This window comes from Paenibacillus endoradicis (genome assembly GCF_024721975.1).
The window spans coordinates 11,895-35,964 of the sequence record NZ_JANQBB010000006.1; the positions used below are offsets into that span (position 1 = coordinate 11,895).

The following is a 24,070-nucleotide window of genomic DNA, read 5'->3' on the forward strand; positions in this document are numbered from 1 at the left end:
GAGGAAAATACAGATGAAGCGTATTCCAATTGCTACATGGCTCATTTCTACTTTATCTGTCGGATTCGTTCTACTGATCTGGTGGATACTGTCTGCCAACCACGTATTAAATGAGTTATTTATGCCTTCACCACAAAAAGTATGGGATGCATTAACGTCTATGTGGAGTAATGGCTACAAAGGAACCTCACTTGGTACACATCTTCTCGATAGTTTAACTCGACTAGCACTAGCCTTTGGTATTGCATTACTAACAGCTATTCCACTCGGATTGTTAAGCGGTAAAATTAGATGGATCCGTGCAATTCTCTACCCTTTCGTAGAGTTCTACCGTCCTTTGCCCCCTTTAGCCTACTACACATTACTCGTTCTATGGTTCGGTATTGATAACACATCAAAAGTTATTCTATTATTTCTAGCATCATTTGCTCCGTTATATATTGCCGTAGTCGCAGGGGTTGGACGTATACCAGAAGATCGAATCCTTGGTGCAACATCACTTGGAGCTAATAAAGCACAGTTATTTCTATATGTTATTCTGCCATCGATTCTGCCCGAGCTTTTTATCGGATTACGAACATCGATCGGTATTATGTATACGACACTTGTTGCAGCAGAGATGGTTGCTGCAATCTCAGGTATTGGTTGGGTCGTGCTTGATGCAAGTAAGTTTTTGCGAAGTGATATTGTAATAGCTGGAATTATCGTCATGGGAGTTATTGCAGTAGCGATAGATGTTGGTCTTCGCTTACTGGAAAAACGGATTGTTCCCTGGTATGGAAAAGAATAAAACTATAAATCATTGGAGTGAATATGTGATGAAAAACAAAAAGTCATTTTTTAAGAGTATTACAATTACATTAATTGCTTTACTACTATTAAGTGCATGCAGCCAAGGGAAAGACAGCGGCAAAGATAACAATGGCTATCCTAAAGAAGTAACGATTGGTTACCAAGTGATCCCGAATGCTGAATTACTCGTTAAAACTTTAGGTCTAGCTGAGAAGAAATTCCCTGATGTGACGATCAAGTGGGTTCAATTCGACTCAGGTCGTGATGTTAATACTGCTATCGCCTCAGGTTCGATTGACTTTGGTCTTGCTGGGTCTGTTCCTGTATCGATCGGGGTATCTAGTAAATTAGAGTACTACGTCTACTTCTTACATGATATTATCGGTGAAAATGAGGCGCTCGCTATCCGTAATGACGCTGGGATTGCTACAATTCAAGACTTAGTAGGCAAAAAAATTGCGGTTCCTTTCGGATCTACAGCTCATTTCAGCGTACTATCCGCACTAGCTAATGCGGGTATCGCTCAAGATCAAGTGACTGTACTTGATCTTCAACCACCAGATATTCTAGCAGCATGGCAACGTAAAGATATTGATGCAGCATTCGTATGGCAACCTACTTTAGCCAAATTAGTAGAAGATAACGGTTCCCTTCTCCTATCAGCGAAAGATCTTGCAGCGCAAGGTGCAATTACTTCTGATACAGGAATAGTAAGCAAAAAATTCGCAGATCAATATCCATCATTCGTGAAAGATTATGTAGCGGTATTAGATGAAGCGATTGAATTATATCGTACGAAACCAGAAGAAGCTGCTACAGCTCTAGCACCATTACTTAGTGCGACTGAGGAAGAAAGTCTTGCGCAAATGAACGAGCTAGTATGGCTAACTTCTAAAGAACAACAAGATGAGCAATATCTTGGTAAAGGTGTTGGTAGTGGTTTTGGCAAAGTGTTGAAAGCAACGGGAGATTTCCTTGTAGAGCAAGGTACAATTGAAAGTTCACCAGAGTTATCTGATTATGAGAAAGCTATTTATGTCGCTGGTATAGAGCAATAAGTAAGTTGTGGGAGGCATAATTATGGGAGTTTCAGCACAATTCATTACTACACAACTTGATCAGCAACCTGTCGTTGCCATTGAGTTAGATGAAGTGACATTGCGTTATGGATCTGGCGCAAAATTACGTGAAATCATTAGTCCACTGAAACTATCAATCGAAGAAGGATCATTCGTATGCGTACTTGGTCCATCAGGTTGTGGAAAAACATCAATACTGCGGATGCTAGCAGGCTATTTGTCACCTACCGAGGGTAATATTGAATTATTCGGTCGGTCACATGTTAAGCCAGGACCGGAAATCGGCGTAGTCTTTCAACATAGCAATCTTTTTCCATGGCTAACTGTTCAAAGCAATGTTGCCTTTGGCTTGAAGATGGCCGGAATCTCGAAGATAGAATGTAAGCAACGCACGCAATATATTTTGGAACAAGTAGGGTTAGCCCATGCTGGTGGATTATATCCGCATCAACTTTCAGGAGGGATGAAACAGCGAGTGGCCCTTGCTCGCACGCTTATTACTGAGCCGTCGATTCTGCTCATGGATGAACCATTTGCAGCTTTAGATGCAATTACTAGAGAAACATTGCAACTTCAACTGAAAGATTTATGGAGTAGTCAGAAGAGAACGATTTTCTTCATTACCCATGATGTTGACGAAGCATTGCTACTTGGTACACGTGTTATTGTACTTAGCCCTTCGCCTGGTAGCATTAAGGAGGATATTCATAATACGGTGCATAATCCTCTAAGTTCAGTAAGTGGTAGACAATCTACGCAATATGCAGCACTACGTGATCGATTGGTAGCTTCATTGAAGGTATAATAAAAACTGACTTACTTCTCGCTTTGTTACGGGAGGTAAGTCAGTTTTTATTAGAAATTAAACGTAATATTCCAATACCTGCTATACTAATGAAGTAGCTAAATAGATTGGGGTAATTATGATGGAAACTAAAGTTCAAGAAATAGCAGATTGGATGTTACAAGAGGTTAAAGAAGTTGGTACACTGCATCAAGAAGCGGCAGTTGCATATATTGTCCAAAACTACGGTGAACAGTATCTGTATGTTAATGAAAATGGAAATCAATCGATTGATAAAGAAGTTAAGAAGTTGTTCAAGAAATTGCATGGCGGACGAGCAGCATGGGATAGAGACGGATTTTTCTGGGCTTGGACATAGTTGAAATATGTACTAAGTAAAATTAATATAGCATTAAAGCTCGTTACGTTATCGTAACGAGCTTTAATGTTTTTTTAGTTCATTATTATATTATTTACTCATACAAAATGAATACATTATACGTATAATCATCATCATCGAAACTTACAATCATGGAAATTGTATAGTCTCCTGCATCATACGTACTATACAGAGATAAATCTCCTAGCCACATAGCAGTTTCATATCTTTCATAGGGATCGCTATACATGGATTCATATAATGATCTATCAGATGCGTAGGTATATCGTTCAGTATATTTCAAGTCCACTCCATATAAATTTTCAACTCGCGTCATTTGATCAATAAACTCATTAATAGCGTATACAGAATCTCCGAAATCAAATTGCATTAAATAACCGACATTTTCTAATTTCCCATTATTAAAGTTATATAACTGTACACCAATATCTCCACTTATGAATCCTTTGTTGTACATTAGCGATTTCGAATCTTCACTTAATAATTTCGTACTTATTTTTGATTTTACCGTTGCTTTACTACTACCTAACGGTGCAACTAAATATGTATCTTTTATTTGCTTCTTCTCAGCTAATTTAGTACTACCATTGTTTAAGTAATTAGATAAGCGAGTTTGAGCTAATTTTAAGTCATATGTGCTGGAATCAGTTACAAATTTCTCTGTCGCACCGTATTCTAATAATCTTGCTACCATATCATCATTTTGATGATAAGCAGCCCATAATAATGGCGTCCAATTCGAAGATGATTTCACATCAGGGTTCGCATCCTTCTTCAACAATAAATTCACTGAATCCCATGCATTCCCCATAGCCGCATACAATAATGGAGTTAAACCATTATACTTTTCCTCTACTGAATAACCATGTTCTAACCAGTATTTTAATGTCGAAGTATCATTGTAATATGCTGATTTAAATACTTTTAAACTCTCATTGAAAACAATATCGATATGTTGTTTTTTACTATCCCAATATACAAGACCACCACTTGCTTCCGCAACAAAACGTAGTGGTACCATAGTTGACCCATTTACAACTGCTGGAGCTTGAGCTAATACCACTTTTTCTCCATTTACATATGCAATTTTAGAGTTCATGGTAAGGATAACATTTAGTGTTTCTGATGTACCTGTTGCTTGTTGTTTATCTTTATCCCAGCCAACTTTTAGATTAAGAGCTTCAAATATTGCTCGAAAAGGCACCAAGGTCGTACCTGCCTTTTGATAAGGAGGATTACTAAACTCTATATTCTTATCATTGATCGCTGCAGTGATACTTGTACTCCCCGCTTCAACTATTGATTGTGAGCTATAACCTCCAAAAAGCGTCAAAACCATTGCTATGACAATCATAGCCTTGAAACTATTACTATACATTTTTTTCTTCTTCATGTAATCTACCCCTTAAATTTTGTCATTAATTTATAATAAAAGTTATTCATTGGAATGTCTAACCAATTTATGGAACATCATTGTCAGAATATACATATTATCCAAAATAGTAGTGTATTAAAATAATAAAACTCCTCAAGCTTAGTAGCCTTGAGGAGTCTCTCTGTTATTAAGAAATAATAATCACTATGAATTCCATAAAAATGATAACAATGCCCAGATTTCTTAGACCAAAATATTCGGAAGTCGTAATTTTATTGCTTCAAGCAGTTCTAAGCCTAAAGCTGCCAGTGTGAATATGAAACAAATTACGATCCATAACAGTATAGGATGCTTTAGTAATTTCTCAGTCATTTCACTCATTTACTGCACCTAATCAGAACTAACGATAAATGATATTGACGTACTGAAACGATATGGAGGGGAAGATTCTTGCTCATGAGCTTTGAAATCTGCATAAGCAGTTATCGTATACTCTCCTTGTGGGAGCTGTTCATCTCGCAAGTCTTTAACAAAAGCGATATAGTCAGCATCATCATCTGAAGAATAACCTCCACTAAAGGAGTACTTATATTGAATTGGCTCGTTACGCTTTAAGAGAGTAACGATATACGGCTGTTCCATTGCCCCTCCCATATCAAGATCTCTCGTATGCTCCATTATACTGAATCCTACAGGATACATGGAGTGCCCGATCTCTACTTCCTCTAACTCGCCAATGTATGTAAGCTCAGCATATACATCGATGGGCTCATTGACGGCATATTGTGATTTATTCGTATAGAGAGCGAGCTCATAATCGACCTCAATCACTTTTCTCTCGAGCACTAGATCTTCTTTAGTAAGTCCAGAGGATGCATCTGGATTAGCTATATTCTGCTGCCTAGTTTCACCGCATGCTGTAAGTAATAGGATGAAAATAACGATCATCACAAGCTTTTTCATAAAAATAACGCCCCTCTCTTTTTAACTTAGTTAAATAAATAGACGAGGGGCGTTCAATATAGGTTGCTAAATTGTTATATTACAGTACATGTTCAAAATGCGGACTTTCAGAACCTAAACTATAATGAAATAGAAATGAATTTAGCTCGCTCATTAGGTGACTGATTAGGCCCATGCAAAGCAAGCATTGTTTCGCCCTCAAATGTTTTGAAGATCATCCCGTGCCCGCCATCCTCTGAGTAGATCGGCTCTGGTCGATGTATCCATGGACCTATCACTTCACCAGACAGTGACTTTGCTAGTCCTTGAGCATATTGTTGATCGATAAAACTTGCCCATAGCATACATAGCTCACCCGCTTCATTTTTGAACATGTAGGAGCCATCCGTTACATAGTTTTTTTCAAACTGCACACGCTCATGTTTAAATGAGGTCGGCCATTTAGCTTCTGATGCTTTAAAAAGCAGCTGTGGTTCACTTACAGCTTTACTTAAATCATGACTTAATTGAATAATACAAACTTCTCCATCTCCTACTTGTTGCCATTCATGACAGAACACCATCCATGGAATTCCATGGTCATCGACATACAAGGAGCCATCTAGACAACACCAATCCTTTGGTGTTACGACGCCGTCACTATGGAGCTCAAAGGGACCGTATAAAGAATCACTCTTTAGAACTGCTGTACCTAATAGATCATTCTCACGTCTTCGAAATGTAGCGAACATATAGAAAGCATCATCATATTCATATACTTCAGGCGCCCAAAAATTTTTATCTGAGATAAACCCTTCGTAATTGCGAAAAACTTCATATGGTCCGTCCCAATCCTCTAAGTTTTCACTAACGTACATTTCAAAGCCATTTCCATCTTGCCATATATTTTTATCTGTTGAGCCGTACATATAATATTTTTGCTCTTGCTGTCTCGGCACAATAAATGGATCTCTAATTTGAATATTTGAAAGTTTCATATGAATATCTCCTCTCATCTAATTTATTTCTATTTTCAATTCAATTTATTTCCTCAATACCGTCCAATTTAACTGAACTTACTAATAGGTTGGTGGAACTACACCCGACTGATGAATACAATGCCACTGATCACCTGTTAGCATCCACTCCTCATTGCCACTAATAGCTACATTATACTTACGCTCTTGGACAACTACTTCCCCAGTAATTGTGCCATATTGCATCCCGATCAAGCTAACAAGTTCTCCTTGTTCATTAAGAACAGCGCGCAAACCTGATGGGAAAACTACGATTTGCTTGTCATCTTGCCATATTTCACAATTTCCTGCTTGATTGACAAACTCATAGCGATGACCTTTCACACTGCGTCGATATACGAGGTTACCAGTAATAGACTCCCCATGATCTGAATCGTATGGCAACACCCCAGTAAACCAGATCGTTTGATCTTTAGTCGGTAATATCCCTGATAGTCTCTCAACAAAATCAAGCACACACAATATGGCTGGTGAATAAATTTCTGTAAACCCTTCCGCACCTGTCCATGGACTTATCGTTTGCGAAAATTTATTCATTCTTGTCATTGCCGCGACAATAGGCTGAATCGTCCATAGCTGCTCTACATAACGTCTATGATATTCAAATGCATGTGCTGCACGAATAATAGCCAAAAAGTTACTAGGACCAGCCCAGCTGTTATAGCTAATTTGCTGATCATATCTCGGATCGTCTAATGCTATTGCAGGGAAAGGATACTTCGCAAAAAACTTACGAGTATTAAGCAAATATTTACTTAGCATTCTCGCAAACATCTCATCATCGACAACTTCACATGCTAATACCCGTAATAACACATCGGATTGAACACGGACAAATTGGCCTTGTCGATCAACATCATAGAAGAAATCATCTACGGCATCATAACAATGTGTAAATAATGCTTGTCTTGTTTGCTCAGCTTTTACTTTCCAAGCGGATGCTTCTTCATGCTTACCTAGCTCCTCCGCTATCTTCGCTAAGTACTTACGTTGACAATATACATTCGCTGTAAGATCAGGCGCCAAAAACGGAAGAATTGGTGAATATGGATTGCATTTCGTAGCGTCGTTCTGATGCGGTGTATCCGCAACATGCCAAAACCTTGGAGACAAATCATGACCAGTATCAAAGGCACTAAACGCTTCAATACATCCTGTTTGTCTAGTGTTTCGATAGGTCATTAACCAATGGTCGTATTTGACCATTGCATCATACATCGTTGAGAGAAAATTTTCTGAAGTTTCATTTAACTGATAATGATGCCATACACAACGGGCAAGAGGCGTAACTAGCTGAATTTGTCTATAGTTTGGACCATCCATAGTAATTTTGTAAGGAAGCATGCCATCTTCTCTTTGGAAGGTAGCAAAACCTAAGTAAGTCTCTTCTGCTACCTCGGGTAAAAATCTAGAAAGTAGCTCATTGTTAATTGTCCCTGTGCTCTCAAGCCAGCACCCATAGTAGATGCCTCCCTCATGCAAAATTGGCCTATCTGTAAGCGTAGGCTTGATACACGCAAGCAAACTAGAGACAGCATGCTCATACACGCTACTCAACTTGTTAGATTGTGCTGCGAAAAACACATTGCTTCCTTGCTTCCACTGTTCAAGCAACTGCTTATCCATTTCCTTATGAACGACATCAATTTGTGTTGTAATATCTATTGCTAGAAGTTGCTTCCTTAGCTGATGCATGCTTTTCCCTCCAATGATAAGATGAAGCCAAGCAAAGCATCTGAGCTGATGCTTTGCTTGGCGTATATTTATTTTTTCTATTATTGTGTAGTATTGTTTGCAATGATTTGCTGAGCATTTTTATAGAAACCTTCTACAGCTTCTTGAACTGTTTTACGACCAAAGCCGATTTCTTGGATAGCTGTTTTCCCCATTTTTTCAAACTCTGCATTTCCCGGAAGATTGTAGCTGATGTTGAATGGTTCTGTTTTAGTTGCTTCAGATACGCGATTAGTATAATCGTAAATGACCTTCTCTACATCACTAGCCTTCTCTTGAAGCACGTTACGATTCGCTGCTGTTACAGGTACACCACGGTTATTACCTAGAATAAGTGCTGCTTCAGGGTCATTAATAAAGAATGAAATAAACATCGCTACTTCTTCAGGATGTTCCGTCTTAGCATAACCTGATAGACCTTGAGATGATTCAAACACAACCCCAGTTCCTTTCGGACCACGTGGAAGCTGAACCATTGTCAGCTCATCAGTTGTCAAGCTTTGCAGGGATGTTAATTGGTTAGAAGGCAACAATGTCATTGCAACTTTACTTGTAACCATTAGATTTTTGGACATATCTTCATTCGGATTCGCTACCGCCGCTTCTGGTGTAACTACGCCACCTTTCGCTGCAAGATCAGCCCAATAGCTGAACCATTGTAACGCCATATCCTGATCAAATCCGATCGTTTGATCAGCCATATTATACAACTGCTGACCGTTCTGCTTATAGTAAATATCCATGCCATCGTAAGTGAAGTCATATGTTCCATATACACCATCACCAAGCTTATCACTAATTTCAGTAGCGATAGCAGCATATTCATCCCATGACCATCCATCCTGAGGAATGTCCATGTTTGCTGCCTTAAACATTGTTTTATTAATTACGATACCACGAGCGTTTGCACCAGCTGAAATATGAAGTAACTTATTATCAACCGTTCCGTACTGAACCATTGAATCATCCATGTCAGTAAGATCAAGCTGATTTCCAACATATTCATCTAATGGTAGTAGCACTCCCTTAATTGCGTAGTCAATAACATTTCCACCTAAGAAGAAGATATCTGGTGCAGTTCCAGAAGCTAATTGTGTATTAATTTTATCCCAATAACCTGAGGAAGGAGCAAACTCTCCAATGACATCAATATGAGGATACTTTTTCTCAAAGAGTTCTACAACCTTATTTGTTATATCTGCACGATCTTGATCTCCCCACCACATCATGCGAAGCTCAACATTTTTAGGAGTATCCGTTCCTGAATTGGATGACTTGTCACCATTAGATTGTGAGTTTGTCTTCGAGCCTGAATTACTGTTGCTGGAACAAGCAGTTACTAAAACTAAAATCAACACAATACTTACAAGTAAACTCCATTTCTTCATGTAAATCTCCCCTTTGATCAAATATTGTCACTTGCTCGTATTCAGAATAACGCTTTCATTTTTGCTTTTGAATTCTATTATTTCGGATAATGTCATACTATTTTTTTGGGATTGTATACATTATTTAAATCCTGTAGTAGCGATACCTTCCAAAAAGTACTTCTGGAAAAACATGAATATTAATGAAATCGGAATTAATGATAATGTTGACATTGCTAGTAGTGATCCCCAATCGGAAGAGCCTGACGGGTCAAATAATGCACGTACACCTAGCTGTACTGTGAACAAGTCAATTTGGCTAATATAAATCATTTGACTAAAGAAATCATCCCACGACCAGATAAATGTAAAGATCGCTGTAGAGATTAATGCTGGGACAAGTAAAGGTATCATAATGCGGACATAAATACTTTTCTGATTGCATCCATCTATTGTTGCACTTTCATCTAACTCACGTGGAATTCCACGAATAAACTGAACCATAAGTAAAATAAAGAAGGAATCCGTAGCCAACCATTTAGGTATGATTAATGGATAATACGTGTTCAGCCAATTAAGCTCACTGAAAATAATATATTGCGGTATAAGTGTAACATGGTATGGCAGCATTATCGTTACGATCATTAGAGCGAACCATAAACTGCTTAACTTAAATTTCAATCTAGCAAAGGCATAAGCCGCCAATGAGCATGTAATGATGTTACCAATTACACATAAAATCGAAATGAATGCTGAGTTTAGAAAGAAGCGACCAAAACTTATACCCTGAAATCCAGCCCATCCCTTAATGTAATTACTAAAAGTCCATTCTGTAGGCCATAACCCCGGCTGGCTAAATATAAGTTGATTAGGTTTAAATGAGCTGCTTATGAGCCAAAGCACTGGATAAAGCATAAGAACCCCTAGAACTATAATAAACAGATGTCTAAAAATATTGGATCTCACCATATCACTTACCTCCCTTATCGTCGCCGTAGAATACCCAATATCTCTGAGTTGTAAAGACTACAGCTGTCAGTAGGCCAATAACGAGCAACATGATCCAGGCAAGTGCAGATGCATATCCCATATCAAAGAACGAGAATCCTTTCAAATATAGATATAGTGTGTAGAACATCGTTGCATCAAGCGGTCCACCTCGACCATCCCCAATAACGAAGGCTGGTGTGAATGCTTGGAAGGAGTTAATAAGCCCCATTACAAGATTAAAGAAAATAACTGGTGTTAGAAGTGGCAACGTTACAGAGAAAAATTGACGAATTTTACCCGCTCCATCTATCGAAGAAGCTTCGTACATATCTGCCGGAACCTGCTTTAAGCCCGCTAGGAAAATAACCATCGCAGAACCAAATTGCCATACGGTCAGCGTTACAATGGTATGAATAATATAATCCGGGTGAGCGATCCATGATGGACCTGTAATGCCAAACCAGCCTAGAACTTGATTAACAACACCATCACCAGCGAAAATTTGACGCCATACGATTGCAATTGCAATACTTCCTCCTAGAAGCGAGGGTAAATAGTAAACGGTGCGATAAATACCTAGTCCTCTGAGCCCTTTATTCAGAATCATTGCTACGATTAAAGCGAATGCAAGCTTCAACGGCACGGATAAGAACACATACTTAAAGGTTAGGAACAAAGAATTACGAAACGTTTCATCCTCGGTAAAAATTTTCACATAATTGTCTAGTCCAATCCATTTCGGAGGGTTGAGCAAATTGTATTTTGTTAATGAGAAATAAAGTGAAGCGATCATTGGACCAACCGTTAAGCAAAAGAAACCGATAAACCATGGTGTTAGAAATAAGTATGCTGTACGGTTTTGTTCTCTTGCCAAACTGTTCCTAGAGCTTTTTGTTTTCATATATGTTCCTCCCATCGAAGTACGTAAATACTATACTTCCATCTTAAGAGTGAACTGTGAAAAGCTGAATTCTATTTTTTCGGTCATTTTCTATTAATTTTTTTAGATTACTACGATTTCAACTTTAATTTTTCTATACGATATTCTGATGGGGCTACTTGAAATGTTTTTTTGAATCGTGAGCTGAAATAGCTTGCGTTGGAGAAACCTGTTAGCTCCGCTATATCGCTAAGTCCAAGCTCAGTCGTCTCTAATAATTGACAAGCATGCTTCATTCGGAGATCGGATACATACTGAACAAAGGTTTGCCCTACTTTTGTTTTGAATAGCTCAGAAAAGTAACTCGTATTATAGCTGAATTTTTCAGCAAGTGAAGGCAGCGTAATCTCATACATATAATTTTGTCCAATATAGGACAGTACCTCTTTAAAAATATTTTCATTGCCTTCCTGCTTAACCGGCATCCGGTTTTCACGCAAATAATGCTCAATATAATGAAGAGCTTTATCAACTGTGGTAAGCTTCAGTACCTGCTCCGGATTAAGCCAAATGGTATGGGTCATTAGTTTTTGCCCTTGAAGTAGTCGTTCAAGCGCAATAAGAACTTCAAAAATCCTTCTTACAAGTTCCGTATGCGAGCGCATCATCGCTTCCGAGAAAATAGTACCGATATAATGTAGTACCGCGCTTACATCATCCTTTTGCAATAAACGTGTCAGTACATCTTCATCCAGTTTGTTATACTGTCCTTGAAGCGCTGTATCCTGATCAATGTCACTAGTTTGTAAACTCCATTGCAACAAGGCATCCATATAGGCACGATACCATTGCTGAAACCCTTGCACCTTACAACTCATTCCTAAAACAAGCTCAAAACCCAAATGCTGTTTTAGTTCCTGCTTATAGCTTTGTAACATTTGCTGACGTGAATATTGCCCATCGGAGCAGATCATATGAATTAGATTAGGGTAGCTGCTATCCTTGCATATAATGATTTGCTCAACATAACGCTCAGCAAGCTCACGTGTGATTAGCTCAAATGGCAATTGAAATTGCTCTGCCCTGCCGCTAGTAAGCAATCCATATGTCACAATTTGAATGCTAGTATCATTCCATTCACTCATCTGAATGAGCGGTGCTTTATCCAATATGATTGGCGATAAGTCACCCTTGAGCATATGAAGCGCAAAATTTTCGCGAATCTCCTTATACCAACGCTGATGCTTTCTGCTAGATTCCTGACTGGATACTTTTTCACGGCGTTCATTCATAATACTATCTTTGATCTGCAAAAGAATATGCTCCAGCTCATCTGGCATGACCGGCTTAAGTAGATACTCAACTGCTCGATGACGAATCGCCGCCTTCGTATAGGCAAAATCATCATAGCCAGTTAGCACGACCGCTTTGATCGAAGGATAGTGTTGCTGAATATAGGATAGCAATCCAACTCCATCCATAACAGGCATGTTCATATCTGTAATTACAACATCTATAGAATGCTCGGAAAGTTGCTCAATGGCATCTGCGCCATTAATAGCTTCAGCAATGATGTTAAATCCTAACTCCTGCCAATCAATTTTTAGATATAGACCTTTTCGAATTTCAAGCTCATCATCGACAATTAATACGTTAATCATGTTGTAATTCCTCCTTTAAAGGGACGTACAAGCTGACCTCTGCTCCTCCATAACTACTTTTCTCTAAAGTATAATGAAATTGATCTCCATACACAGCGTAGCCGCGCAGTAAAACATTTTGCAGACCAATATGACGATCTTTTTCTTCATATTGCTGGGAGCGCCATTGCTTCTCGATGTGATGAATTAACTGATACTTCTCATCTGCCGTAAAGCCAGGTCCATTATCGCTGATTGAGATTTGAAGATGTTGTTCTGTACGTGTAATATGAATCGAGATTTGAATGAAATCCGTTTGTTTTGAGCTATACTTTACCGCATTTTCAATAATAGGCTGCATAATTAATTTGAGAATAAGTAGTTCATCGATTGCTCCGTTAACAGAAAGCTCTATATGAGATCGATCACGAAAACGAACACGAATAATATCTAAATAGTGATTAATAAAGCGTAGCTCTTCTCGTAGATACACCAAGTCATCACTTACTTTAAGCGAATATCTCATCATATGACCTAATGATAAAATCATTTTTGATGTTTCCTTGCCTCGATTTTGTAGAGCTAAACTACTAATCATTTCTAGTGTATTGAACAGGAAGTGTGGATTGATTTGCATAATTAATGCTTTGTATTCTGCCTTTTGCTTAAGCAGTGTTAATTGATATTCCTTGGATATATATTGTCTTAGCTGAGATATCATATTTTTGAATACATCAATAACAAATGCTATCTCCATCGTATTCGATTTTTCATTCATAATTCTATTCTCTGCCTGTGAAAAATCGCCTCGCTTTAGATGTCTCATTGCAGCTACAAGAGAATTAAGTGGCTTTGAAATACTATGTGAAAACACTAATGTCACCACAATTGATACAACTAGAAGTATAGAGACGAGCACAACCACAGTCTTGCGTAGGTTATTGAGCTTTGAATAGAGATCTTTTTCGCTAACAATTCCGACGAGCATCCATTTTGTTTTCGGTAGTCGTTTATATACGATCATTTCCTTTTCGCCTGCATCATTCGTACGAAGTATTCGACCTTCACTATCTGAATTCGCTTTCATTTCGTCTAAATATGAGAGTTGATGTTCTTCAATATGTTGAGCTTGTCCTGTCAGTAGCATTTGACCATACCGATCAATCAAATAAATTTGCCCAGTTTCCCCTAGATGTAATCTTTCTAATGGTTCAAGAAAGTAGTCTTCACTAACGTTAATTTTCAAATACGAGTGAGCAATTGCTGGATTATACGAATCTAGTGGCATCGTCATACTTACCATTTGATTCTGATTGCCTTTAACTAGTTCTACCATATCAATGCTTGCAGGACCCCAATAGCGTTCTTTTTCCCTAATATCGATATACCATGATTCATCTGTGAATGATTCACTCCGTTTAATAAAGTTTTCACCACTAATCCATACATTAGGTTGACGATAAACGGTAAGATTGGCAATTGGGGTGTAACTATTCGTCACCTGAGTCAAATACTCGCTCAGCTCCAAATTCGCTAACATCTTTGCACCATCCGTGGCAGTTTCATCCGAATGCACACGATCCCAGTTGTAAATAACATCGCTATTATATACTAGTGAAGCTGAGTCATAGACTTGATTTTGCAGCATTTCTACATAGGAGGAATACTCCTGCATCTTCTCAAGGGCAGATTCCTCGATATAGCTACTAATAATAGTTTTGGATGAATTGAATAGTATTAGTGCCATTACGCTAAAAGAAACGACGATAAGGAAAATAAAAGTTACCATTAGTTTAAATTTTAATGATTTCATAATTACTTTCTCCTTATTTCTAAATAAATGCTATTACTTTAAGTTACCATAGAGTAAAGCGCTTGCAAACGGTAATATGTTATTTGGTACTATAGTTTGTTGTGCAGCATTGCGTAGTAGCCGTTTGTGAATGGGGTAATTATGAACAAAGGCTGGGTTTCGATTCACTAAGTAAATTACTTAGCTAATCGAAACCCAGCCCTTTTATTGTATATGTTTTTCTAATTAATAATGTAATTTTCATAGGGGTGAATAATCATTGTACTACCCTGAAACTAGTAGATACTTGCATTTCATAATCTTCCCGTAGATCACTTGTGATATCAGTAAAATTCGCTTTCGCAGTCATGACATATTCCCCTTCTGGAAAATGACCATCAGCTAGTTGATTGTAAAGTTCCTTATATTCTTTATTAGAACCGTCGAAAGAAATACCTGAAAATTTATACTCTTGTTGAAAAGCACTTCCTTGCTTTAAGATCGTACTAATTAACGGTTGGTCCATAACATAGCCAAAACCGATGTTGCTATTATTCTCATGTAGACTAATTCCTATCGGTGAAGCAGCATGAGTAATTGTTATTTCTGCTTGTTGACCTACATACTCTAATGCCGCATAAAGTTCAACTTTTTCACCCACTATGTATTCATCTTTTGTTGAAATCATGCGAAGCACAAAATCATTGGATTGAACTGAATTACTGTCTAAAGTGATGGAATTCTTTTGAGAGTTTAGAGAGTTTGATGGTTTTTCTTGATGATTCACGTCAGATATTGAGCATGACGTAGTCAGCGACAGTGAGCATACTATCAATAATAATATAAACCATTTATTCATCTAAAGCTTCCTTTCGCATAGAATTAACTTAGTTGTTCTATCTACCATAACGATTGGCTTATGAAGAAAGTTGCACTGTATTGTTTTTACTTTGGATTAATTTGGAATCACTCGAAAATTGTAATACGTTTCTACACTACATCGGTATCGATGTGGATATAGAAACTAAAGCAAAGTATTAATCGCAGCGTGAAGAGATGCTATACTTCTAACCTCAGATCGAGACAAAAATCATGAACGAAGACTCGGCTTCTGTTAGTTACGGGGGAACAAAAAAGCGACTATAATAGTCGCCTCTTCTTTAATAAATTACTAAACTATTCACTTATTGTTGGTTCACTTAGTAAATTCGCATACTTCGAATTTTTCGCGATAAATAGATGAAGCTTATCTCCGTAGCTAGTAATTAACTGGCGTACAAGATTCTCAGTGTAGTCTGCTCCTTGAAAGATGAAACCAGCTTTGCCAGAGGTTGATTCGTAATCACTCCATAATAGCTCTACCCATATCATTGCCTTCTCCTCTGGTAGCTCTGGATTTTTCTCCATTAATAGTTCTGTTAGTCGCTTTATATTGTCCAGCATAAAATAATAATCTCCTTCGAATAATGTTCAAGTTTAACGCCATTGATATAAAATACCATCATACTAAACTTTTTATGAAATTCAAAGTCAAATAAATAACTTGCCTCTCATTCCGCAAGCAAGTCCATCTTAAAGAGATTTCTGAATAGAAACATAAAGATGACATATGTTCTTTATCTGACTCCACCTCAAAACGAATACAAGTTACCATCGCTCATCTGCTCGTCCATGTTTCCCATTTCTCATATCCTTTCAATGATGCTCATATACTAGATCATACGTCGGAATAACCAGTAATTTGATTTCTTTATAGAATGGTATGTAAAGGAGATGAGCAAGTGACGTCAGATGATATGAAGCAATTAGAACGTGCCATTGCAGAAATTACAGAGGTCGCCAAAGGGTTTGGTCTTGACTTCTATGAGATGAGATATGAAATTTGTCCTGCCGATATTATCTATACTTTCGGTGCTTATGGAATGCCGACCCGTTTTAATCATTGGAGCTTCGGAAAATCTTTTCACAAAATGAAGACACAATATGATTTTGGACTAAGTAAAATCTACGAACTTGTAATCAATTCCAATCCTTGCTATGCCTTTCTACTTGAAGGTAATTCTTTGATTCAAAATAAATTAATCGTTGCCCATGTGCTTGCCCACTGTGACTTCTTCAAGAATAATATTCGTTTCAGTGTGACGAATCGTGAAATGGTAGAAAGTATGGCTGCAACTGCCGATCGAATTCATCAATATGAGAAGATTTACGGAGTAGACGCTGTTGAGAAATTTATCGACTCTATTCTCGCGATTCAAGAACATGTAGACCCCACAATTATTAAGCCTTATCAGTTAGATAAGAAAAGATATATAGAAATGGCGATGAAGGAGCAAGAAAAGCAAAGTGCTCTTCTTACACCTTACTCATCTCCTTATCAAGAATTATGGGATTTGGATTTAGAGGCTAAAGTAAAAGATCAATCGCAGCGTGAAGAGGCTTTACGAGAAGCAAAGCGTTTCCCACCTCGACCTGAGAAGGACTTGATCTGGTTCATTGAAGAATATTCACCTGTTTTAGATGATTGGCAGCGAGATATATTAACGATGCTGCGTGATGAGATGCTATACTTCTGGCCTCAGATCGAGACCAAAATCATGAACGAAGGTTGGGCTTCCTATTGGCATCAGCGTATCATTCGTGAAATGGATCTCACTAGTGAAGAAACGATTGAATTTGCCAAGCTCAATTCATCTGTTGTTGTTCCATCAAAGAATAGCCTTAATCCTTATTACTTAGGTTTGAAAATATTTGAGGACATAGAAAAGCGCTGGGATAATCCAACAGTCGAAGAACAGCGACGCTTCGGACGTACTCCTGGTAAAGGGCGTGAGAAGATTTTCGAGGTGCGTGAGCTTGATTCTGATCAATCTTTCATGCGTAATTACTTAACAAAGAATTTGGTAGATGAGCTAGACCTGTACATCTTCGAGAAAAAAGGTCCTGAGTGGAAAATTACAGATAAGTCGTGGGAGCATATTCGTGATCAGCTTGTTTTCTCCAAGGTTAACGGTGGATTCCCAAGTCTGCATGTCGTCGATGGGGATTATAACAGCAACGGAGAGCTTTATCTCGAGCATCAATACGAGGGCAATGAGCTTGATCTGAAATATATAGAGCGTACGCTCCCTCATGTGCAAAGCTTATGGGGCAGAAATGTTCATCTGCAAACAGTCGTTGAAAGCAAGAAGATGGTATTTACTTGCATCAATGGCAAAACGACGAGAAAGTTTTTGTGACAGAATAAAACAAGCGTAACGAGTATTAATAATCGTTACGCTTGTTTTTTAGCTACTTTATCGCATTTCCACATGTAGGTTATAATTCCCATGATAAATACTTATATTTTTTAAAAATAAACCGCCAACATAGCGAGAAATTCTCTCTATGCTGGCGGTTTTGTAACATTATTAGGCTATAATTCGTTATTTAGTTAGCAAGGGCTGTGAAACGATATTAATAGTGTATAATAATTAACAATAATATTAACACAAGAAGGTGAGTAACAAATTGAGACCAATCATACAACTACTTCATTTTGGCTATCATCAGGCGATGAGCTGCATCTTTCCTATAGCTATTTTTGGCACTTTAGCTCTGTCTAGCGTAATACCAATACCTTTCATGCATCGTTACGACGCTATTCTCATTGTATTACTGCTTGTTCAATATCTGATGTACCGCACTGGATTAGAGACGCTCGATGAAATCAAAGTAATCTGCGTTTTTCATATTATTGGCTTGACACTAGAGTTATATAAAGTGTGGATGGGGTCATGGTCGTATCCTGAGCTTGGATACACGAAGATATTTGGTGTCCCGCTCTACAGCGGATTTATGTATGCAAGTGTTGCTAGTTTTATGTGTCAAATTTGGCGTAGACTGAGAATGGACATGACTGGCTGGCCAGGTCTTACGTCTGCGGCTCTGCTTGGTGGGGCAATCTATCTTAACTTTTTCACACATCATTTTATTCCAGATTTTCGTTGGTGGTTAACTGCACTGGTTTTCATTGTTTTTTGGAAAACTTGGATTATTTATAGGGTACGAGAAACTACTTATCGAATGCCTTTAACCGTCGCATTTATCATTGTAGGTTTCTTTATATGGTTAGCAGAAAATATAGCTACATTTTTAGGCGCTTGGAAATACCCTGATCAATACCAAACATGGCAAATTGTTAGTTTTAGTAAGATTAGCTCATGGTTCCTACTTGTAATCATTAGTGTCATTATCGTTGCCCAGCTTAAGCATGTAAAAGCTAGTCGTACAGTACAAAACTCGTAGTAGAGCTATTTTTATGCTATAGGCTCATCAAGTTACAACATCCAAGGAAACGAGCGTGCAAAGGTATCACTTGGTATGCTCGTTTCACTTTTAACAGCTTTATTACTTCAACTCTATCGAAATTGGACATTACCTCCTAATAATGATATGGTATTGGAAACCCATTGGCATTTCACTTTTTAAAGTGAGGTGCCTTCGTTTATATATTGGGGTTTTTACATTAACTGGGTGGTGATGCTGTGTTTCTCTTTATAGCCCCTAATTGGGGAAAGCAGTCTGTAGTTAGGGAACTGTAATCATATAATGAAGAGGAGCGGTTAGACATGAAAACAAATTGTATTCAAGCAGTGGAGCGATTATATCAGAAGCCATCAGAGCTTCGTGACTTAAGAAAAAGCGGGCGCTTGCCAGGTGTATTATTTGGCAAAAACATTTCAACTCAAATGTTTCATATTCCCGTAACTAGTTTTCAAAAATGGATGAGACAGGGACATGGTCCGCTGCAATTGCAGTTTACAAATCAGGAGCCAGTTTCTGTTGTAATTGAAGAACTTCAGCAAAATCCTATAACTATGGAATTGCTGCATGTAGATTTTCAAATCGTCCAAGGAAATGAAATATTGCGTACCAAGCTTCCTGTGAAATTGATTGGGGTTCCTGCTGGAACGAAACTAGGTGGAATTCTTCAAACTCAGAATACGTTCGTTGAAGTCGAAGCACTTCCAAAATATTTACCAAATAGTATTGAAATAGATATTAGTGATATGGAAATTGGACAATTTTTGCTTATGAAGGATATCCCCCTTCCTCCTGAAGTTGTTATGATTTCAGGTGAAAATGAACAACTCGTTTCTCTTGTAAAGCCATAGCATTTATTCTATGAATTTATAAAAGTAAGGGGCTAATCTCCCTAGTCACTAAACATGACTAGGGGATTAACCCCTTTTTGTTGCTATAGAGCCCATTTTTAGTGTCTATTCTGGATCTTACAGCCTCATTTGCCACTATAGACCTCATTTTTAGTGTCTATTCTCCAGTTCCACCCTCATTTGACGCTATAGACCTCATTTTTAGTGTCTATTCTCCAGTTCCACCCTCATTTGACGCTATAGACCTCATTTTTAGTGTCTATTCTCCAGTTCCACCCTCATTTGACGCTATAGACCTCATTTTTAGTCTCCATTCAACTCCCGCGTCGTAGCGAAGATGAATAATTGCTCGTGGAGAAGCGATAGCGTTCGTTTTTGTCCTCGGATTTATACTACGATTACCTTTTACAATATATCCGAGGACAACGGCGATCGGAACAGCTATTAATCATCGCAGCGTTCAACCAAACGCACCCCGATCGGAACAGCTATTAGTCATCATAGCGTCACCACAATAAGCTTATAAATCAATCTCAACCATCGACTGAGCGAGTACTGGATGATCGGTAATAATACCATCGACATCGAACTTCAATACTTCCTTCATATTATGTGTGCTATTGACTGTCCACACCCATATTTCACGCCCAGAATCATGTGCCCGCTTTACAAGTTGCTCTGTTAGCATCACTTGCTCTACAGTGTAGAAATCAACATCCAATGCCGATAAGTCACCGAACGCAAAATAAAGAATTTGACCGATCTTAATCTCCGGTGCTCTCTCTCGAATTTGCCGTAAAGTATGATTGTCAAAGGATTGAATATAGACATCTTCCTCCATATCAAATCCTTGTACAAGCTCTACAACTTCCTTCGCTAGTTCATCACCCAAGCCATCTGGTTTTAGATCGAGCAACAGCTTGATTTTGCCCTCTGCTACATTTAACACTTCATTGAGTTCTGGAATATGAACCGGTTGCATATCAGCATCTGTACCGATGGAGAGCTTGCTAATTTCTTCATAGGTGAGATCGGACACCCGCTCCGTAACTCCTGCTAACCGCTGCAAAGTATAGTCATGATGCAGAACAGCTACCCCATCTTTAGTCAATTGAACGTCCAGCTCCACTGATTGAATTCCTTTCTCAATAGCCATCTCAATAGAAGGGATTGAGTTTTCTGGCGCACTTTCCACATCGCCACGATGAGCCGATATAAGCACGCTCCATTTGGCATACACAAGAGTATCGTTCGCTTTGAAACCTACGAATAAAGCTAATCCAATATAGACAACTATTGTAGTTGCATATAGCAGCCGAGTTCGTTCACGCTTCTTCAAATAATTAGTTATACGTCGCTCCATTCCACCAAATCTGCTACGAAATACGTTAAGTGTATTCCGCAGCCTCATCCCTTTCTCCCTACCGAAATAATAAAACAATCGAGTTAGAAAGATAATATTTATCGGCATAAGTAACAAAGCAAACATATACGTCAATATAGTAGACAATGTCAATGAATAATGATTAGAAAATACTTTAAGTACGTTAATATCTAGCCATGAAGGTAAATATGACAAGGATGAAATCACAACAAAACCTGTTCCAAGCACTAACCCATTCAATAAAAATAGCCAAATGAAAAGCTGCAACCGTTTCCCCCGTGTTAGCACTAAACTGTTACGAATTGCTTCAACAATCGTATTTCCTTCAAGAACGATAAAGTGCAACACAAATATTCCACGTAGCACCGTATATAATGCAGCTATAAGTATTAGTACATATACAAAAGTCATCGTATAAGAAACGTCCAACACTTGATTTTGCAGAAAGATAGGGAAATTGAACAGTTTATAGAACGATGCAGATAGTGGCGAATCAATAAACGGAATAAGCACCAATAATATAAGAAACAATTGAAAAATACCAAATCCAAATAGTCGTGGTGTCTGACGTAGCGTAGTTAACAATGCATCGGAGATAGCAATCTCTTTGCCAAAGTAGCGCTGCTGAACCAATATTATCAGCACACATAATTCAATAAACAATGCAAATGATGCGACAAGACCAATCATAATCAGTCCTGCAACACCTTCTAAAGTGCGTCCTAGCAAATATACCTCATCGTTCAGCAACGAACCCGAGCCGACAACCAATAAGATCCGATTGAAAATAAAAGCATTAACAGGTATGATGACAAAACTCGTAAGTAACATATATACATATTCAAAAATGAGTAGCTTGGAGTACGATGCCCGAAAATCTCTAATGCTTCTATCCAGCAGCCTAAGCATACCATTCACCCTATCTATCAAAAATTGGTTATAGTCCCATTATACTCTTTAATCAGCTATAAATTAAAGAGACAACAAAAAAGGGTTCGGCTACTAGTAGCCGAACCCTTTTTCTTTATTCATATTAACCGATCATTTTGTTAACTGCACTTACTAATGCTTTTACTGATGAGGTCATGATATCTACATGTATGCCACAACCCCAATACATTGTTCCATCCGCTGCAGTAATTCCGATATAAGAAACCGCTTGAGACTTAGATCCAACATCTAGCGCATGCTCTTTGTAAGTGAGATTAGAGAAGCTTATACCTAGATCCGTTTGTAAAGCATTACTAATCGCATCTAGTCTACCGTCACCTGTGCCTGTTAACTCCAACGTCTCATTATTTTTAATAACTTGCACAACGGTTTGGAAATCATCAGATTTCGTGAAATGATAATTTACAAATTCAATTGGTGTCTTAATATTTACATATTCCGTTTTGAAGATATCATAGATTTCTTCTGGCATAATTTCTTTATTCAAACGATCTGATATGTCTTTAACTTTGTAGCCAAAGTTTTCTCTCATTTGTTGTGGTAGATCCAATCCATAGTTCTGTTGCAACAAGTAGCCAATGCCACCTTTACCAGATTGGCTATTAATACGAATAATATCACCCTCGTATTGTCTGCCAATATCTAATGGATCAATCGGCAAGTAAGGAACTGACCAATATTGACGATTTTCTTCCTCACGCCATTTCATCCCTTTAGCGATTGCATCTTGGTGTGAGCCAGAGAATGCTGTAAATACTAGCTCGCCTGCATATGGATGTCTTTCATTAACTGTCATCTTCGTCAATCTTTCGTATATTGTACGAATTTCAGGTAGATTTTCAAAGTTTAATTGAGGATCAACACCATGGGAATACATGTTCAAAGCAAGCGTAATGATATCGACATTACCTGTTCTTTCACCATTTCCAAATAGTGTTCCTTCAACTCTCTGTCCACCTGCAAGAAGAGCAAGCTCAGTATCGGCAACGCCAGTACCACGGTCATTATGTGGATGTAGGGACAGAATGACATTTTCACGATACTTCATATTATCGCTCATATACTCAATTTGACTTGCATACACGTGAGGCATTGACATCGATACAGTTACAGGCAAGTTCATAATTACTTTATTGTCTGCTGTCGGTTTCCATACATCAAGCACTGCATTACAAATATCTAATGCAAACTCTATCTCTGTACCTGTAAAACTTTCAGGTGAGTATTGGAACTGGAAGTTCCCTTCCGTTTCTTCTGCACATGTTTTCAGCAACTCGGCACCTGTTACTGCAATATTAATGATCTCTTCTTTTGTCTTTCTGAATACTTGCTCACGTTGAGCGACAGAAGTAGAGTTATATAAATGAACAACTGCTCTAGGAGCACCTTTTAAGGATTCAAATGTCTTTCTTATAATATGCTCTCTCGCTTGTGTTAACACTTGAATCGTAACATCATCCGGGATCAGGTTTTGCTCAATTAATGTACGTAAAAATGTAAATTCAGTTTCTGATGCAGCAGGGAAACCTACTTCAATTTCTTTAAATCCGATTTTCACCAATAATTTGAAGAATTCAAGTTTTTCTTCCAAATTCATAGGAACGATTAGCGCTTGGTTACCATCTCTTAGATCAACGCTACACCATGTTGGTGCTTCAGTAATATATTCTTTTTGCGTCCATTTCAAGCTGGACACAGGTGGCATGAAATATCCTTTAGTGTACTTATCGTAATTTTTCATCCTAATAACCATCCTTTTTCTCTAAT

20 protein-coding genes are annotated in these 24,070 nt (G+C 38.1%); 7 read left to right on the top strand and 13 right to left on the bottom strand.

Translation table 11 applies throughout. The features are described from left to right. Positions 1-13: 13 nt before the first annotated feature. The 4 genes from NV377_RS18600 to NV377_RS18615 all read left to right on the top strand — a co-directional run bounded on the left by NV377_RS18600 (position 14) and on the right by NV377_RS18615 (position 3,034). A complete protein-coding gene (locus NV377_RS18600) occupies positions 14-790 on the top strand; it encodes an ABC transporter permease (RefSeq protein WP_258202308.1) in 777 nt (258 codons plus the stop codon). A gap of 28 nt (positions 791-818) precedes the next feature. Further along, positions 819-1,850 carry a taurine ABC transporter substrate-binding protein gene (locus tag NV377_RS18605; RefSeq protein ID WP_258202309.1) on the top strand — a complete coding sequence of 344 codons (1,032 nt, stop codon included), beginning with the start codon at positions 819-821 and terminating at the stop codon, positions 1,848-1,850. Between the two features lie 22 nt (positions 1,851-1,872). After that, positions 1,873-2,676, top strand: a complete 804-nt coding sequence (locus tag NV377_RS18610) for an ABC transporter ATP-binding protein (RefSeq protein ID WP_258202310.1) — start codon at positions 1,873-1,875, stop codon at positions 2,674-2,676. 121 nt (positions 2,677-2,797) lie between these two features. Continuing rightward, the gene (locus tag NV377_RS18615; protein WP_258202644.1) at positions 2,798-3,034 is read left to right on the top strand and encodes a DUF6953 family protein; all 237 of its coding nucleotides are present in this window, start codon (positions 2,798-2,800) and stop codon (positions 3,032-3,034) included. Between the two features lie 94 nt (positions 3,035-3,128). Here the strand turns inward: NV377_RS18615 and NV377_RS18620 are convergent, their stop codons facing one another. The 11 genes from NV377_RS18620 to NV377_RS18670 all read right to left on the bottom strand — a co-directional run bounded on the left by NV377_RS18620 (position 3,129) and on the right by NV377_RS18670 (position 16,255). Next, positions 3,129-4,448 carry a stalk domain-containing protein gene (locus NV377_RS18620; RefSeq protein ID WP_258202311.1) on the bottom strand — a complete coding sequence of 440 codons (1,320 nt, stop codon included), beginning with the start codon at positions 4,446-4,448 and terminating at the stop codon, positions 3,129-3,131. 372 nt (positions 4,449-4,820) lie between these two features. Next, entirely contained in the window at positions 4,821-5,393 is a 573-nt protein-coding gene (locus tag NV377_RS18625) for a hypothetical protein (protein WP_258202312.1), read from the bottom strand. Positions 5,394-5,512: 119 nt separating this feature from the next. Further along, positions 5,513-6,370: a glycoside hydrolase family 43 protein gene (locus tag NV377_RS18630; RefSeq protein WP_258202313.1), complete on the bottom strand. Its 858-nt coding sequence runs from the start codon at positions 6,368-6,370 to the stop codon at positions 5,513-5,515. An 81-nt stretch (positions 6,371-6,451) separates the two neighbouring features. Next, positions 6,452-8,104, bottom strand: a complete 1,653-nt coding sequence (locus NV377_RS18635; protein ID WP_258202314.1) for an MGH1-like glycoside hydrolase domain-containing protein — start codon at positions 8,102-8,104, stop codon at positions 6,452-6,454. A gap of 80 nt (positions 8,105-8,184) precedes the next feature. Further along, positions 8,185-9,531, bottom strand: a complete 1,347-nt coding sequence (locus NV377_RS18640; protein WP_258202315.1) for an ABC transporter substrate-binding protein — start codon at positions 9,529-9,531, stop codon at positions 8,185-8,187. Between the two features lie 120 nt (positions 9,532-9,651). Then, the gene (locus NV377_RS18645; RefSeq protein WP_258202316.1) at positions 9,652-10,479 is read right to left on the bottom strand and encodes a carbohydrate ABC transporter permease; all 828 of its coding nucleotides are present in this window, start codon (positions 10,477-10,479) and stop codon (positions 9,652-9,654) included. A 1-nt stretch (position 10,480) separates the two neighbouring features. Continuing rightward, positions 10,481-11,401, bottom strand: coding sequence for a carbohydrate ABC transporter permease (locus tag NV377_RS18650; RefSeq protein WP_258202317.1), 921 nt, complete (start codon positions 11,399-11,401; stop codon positions 10,481-10,483). Between the two features lie 110 nt (positions 11,402-11,511). Continuing rightward, positions 11,512-13,041 (bottom strand): response regulator, encoded by a 1,530-nt coding sequence (locus NV377_RS18655; RefSeq protein ID WP_258202318.1) that lies wholly within the window; start codon positions 13,039-13,041, stop codon positions 11,512-11,514. Continuing rightward, positions 13,034-14,833, bottom strand: a complete 1,800-nt coding sequence (locus NV377_RS18660) for a sensor histidine kinase (RefSeq protein ID WP_258202319.1) — start codon at positions 14,831-14,833, stop codon at positions 13,034-13,036. Before NV377_RS18660 ends, NV377_RS18655 begins: the two co-directional genes overlap by 8 nt. A gap of 256 nt (positions 14,834-15,089) precedes the next feature. Continuing rightward, a complete protein-coding gene (locus tag NV377_RS18665) occupies positions 15,090-15,671 on the bottom strand; it encodes a hypothetical protein (protein WP_258202320.1) in 582 nt (193 codons plus the stop codon). 317 nt (positions 15,672-15,988) lie between these two features. Further along, a complete protein-coding gene (locus NV377_RS18670) occupies positions 15,989-16,255 on the bottom strand; it encodes a YfhJ family protein (RefSeq protein ID WP_258202321.1) in 267 nt (88 codons plus the stop codon). Between the two features lie 314 nt (positions 16,256-16,569). Between NV377_RS18670 and NV377_RS18675 the strand changes: the two genes are divergently transcribed. From NV377_RS18675 to NV377_RS18685, 3 genes are all read left to right on the top strand, one after another. Then, positions 16,570-18,051 (top strand): SpoVR family protein, encoded by a 1,482-nt coding sequence (locus NV377_RS18675; protein WP_373425835.1) that lies wholly within the window; start codon positions 16,570-16,572, stop codon positions 18,049-18,051. Positions 18,052-18,322: 271 nt separating this feature from the next. Next, complete coding sequence (locus tag NV377_RS18680; protein WP_258202323.1) at positions 18,323-19,099, top strand: DUF817 domain-containing protein; 777 nt, start codon at positions 18,323-18,325, stop codon at positions 19,097-19,099. Positions 19,100-19,422: 323 nt separating this feature from the next. Continuing rightward, positions 19,423-19,968 carry a 50S ribosomal protein L25 gene (locus NV377_RS18685; RefSeq protein ID WP_258202324.1) on the top strand — a complete coding sequence of 182 codons (546 nt, stop codon included), beginning with the start codon at positions 19,423-19,425 and terminating at the stop codon, positions 19,966-19,968. A 520-nt stretch (positions 19,969-20,488) separates the two neighbouring features. Here NV377_RS18685 and NV377_RS18690 read toward each other — a convergent pair. Both NV377_RS18690 and NV377_RS18695 read right to left on the bottom strand, forming a co-directional pair. Further along, positions 20,489-22,261, bottom strand: a complete 1,773-nt coding sequence (locus tag NV377_RS18690) for a glycerophosphodiester phosphodiesterase (protein WP_258202325.1) — start codon at positions 22,259-22,261, stop codon at positions 20,489-20,491. A gap of 124 nt (positions 22,262-22,385) precedes the next feature. Beyond that, on the bottom strand, positions 22,386-24,044 hold the full coding sequence (locus NV377_RS18695; protein ID WP_258202326.1) for a 2-isopropylmalate synthase: 1,659 nt from the start codon (positions 24,042-24,044) through the stop codon (positions 22,386-22,388). Positions 24,045-24,070: the final 26 nt, after the last annotated feature.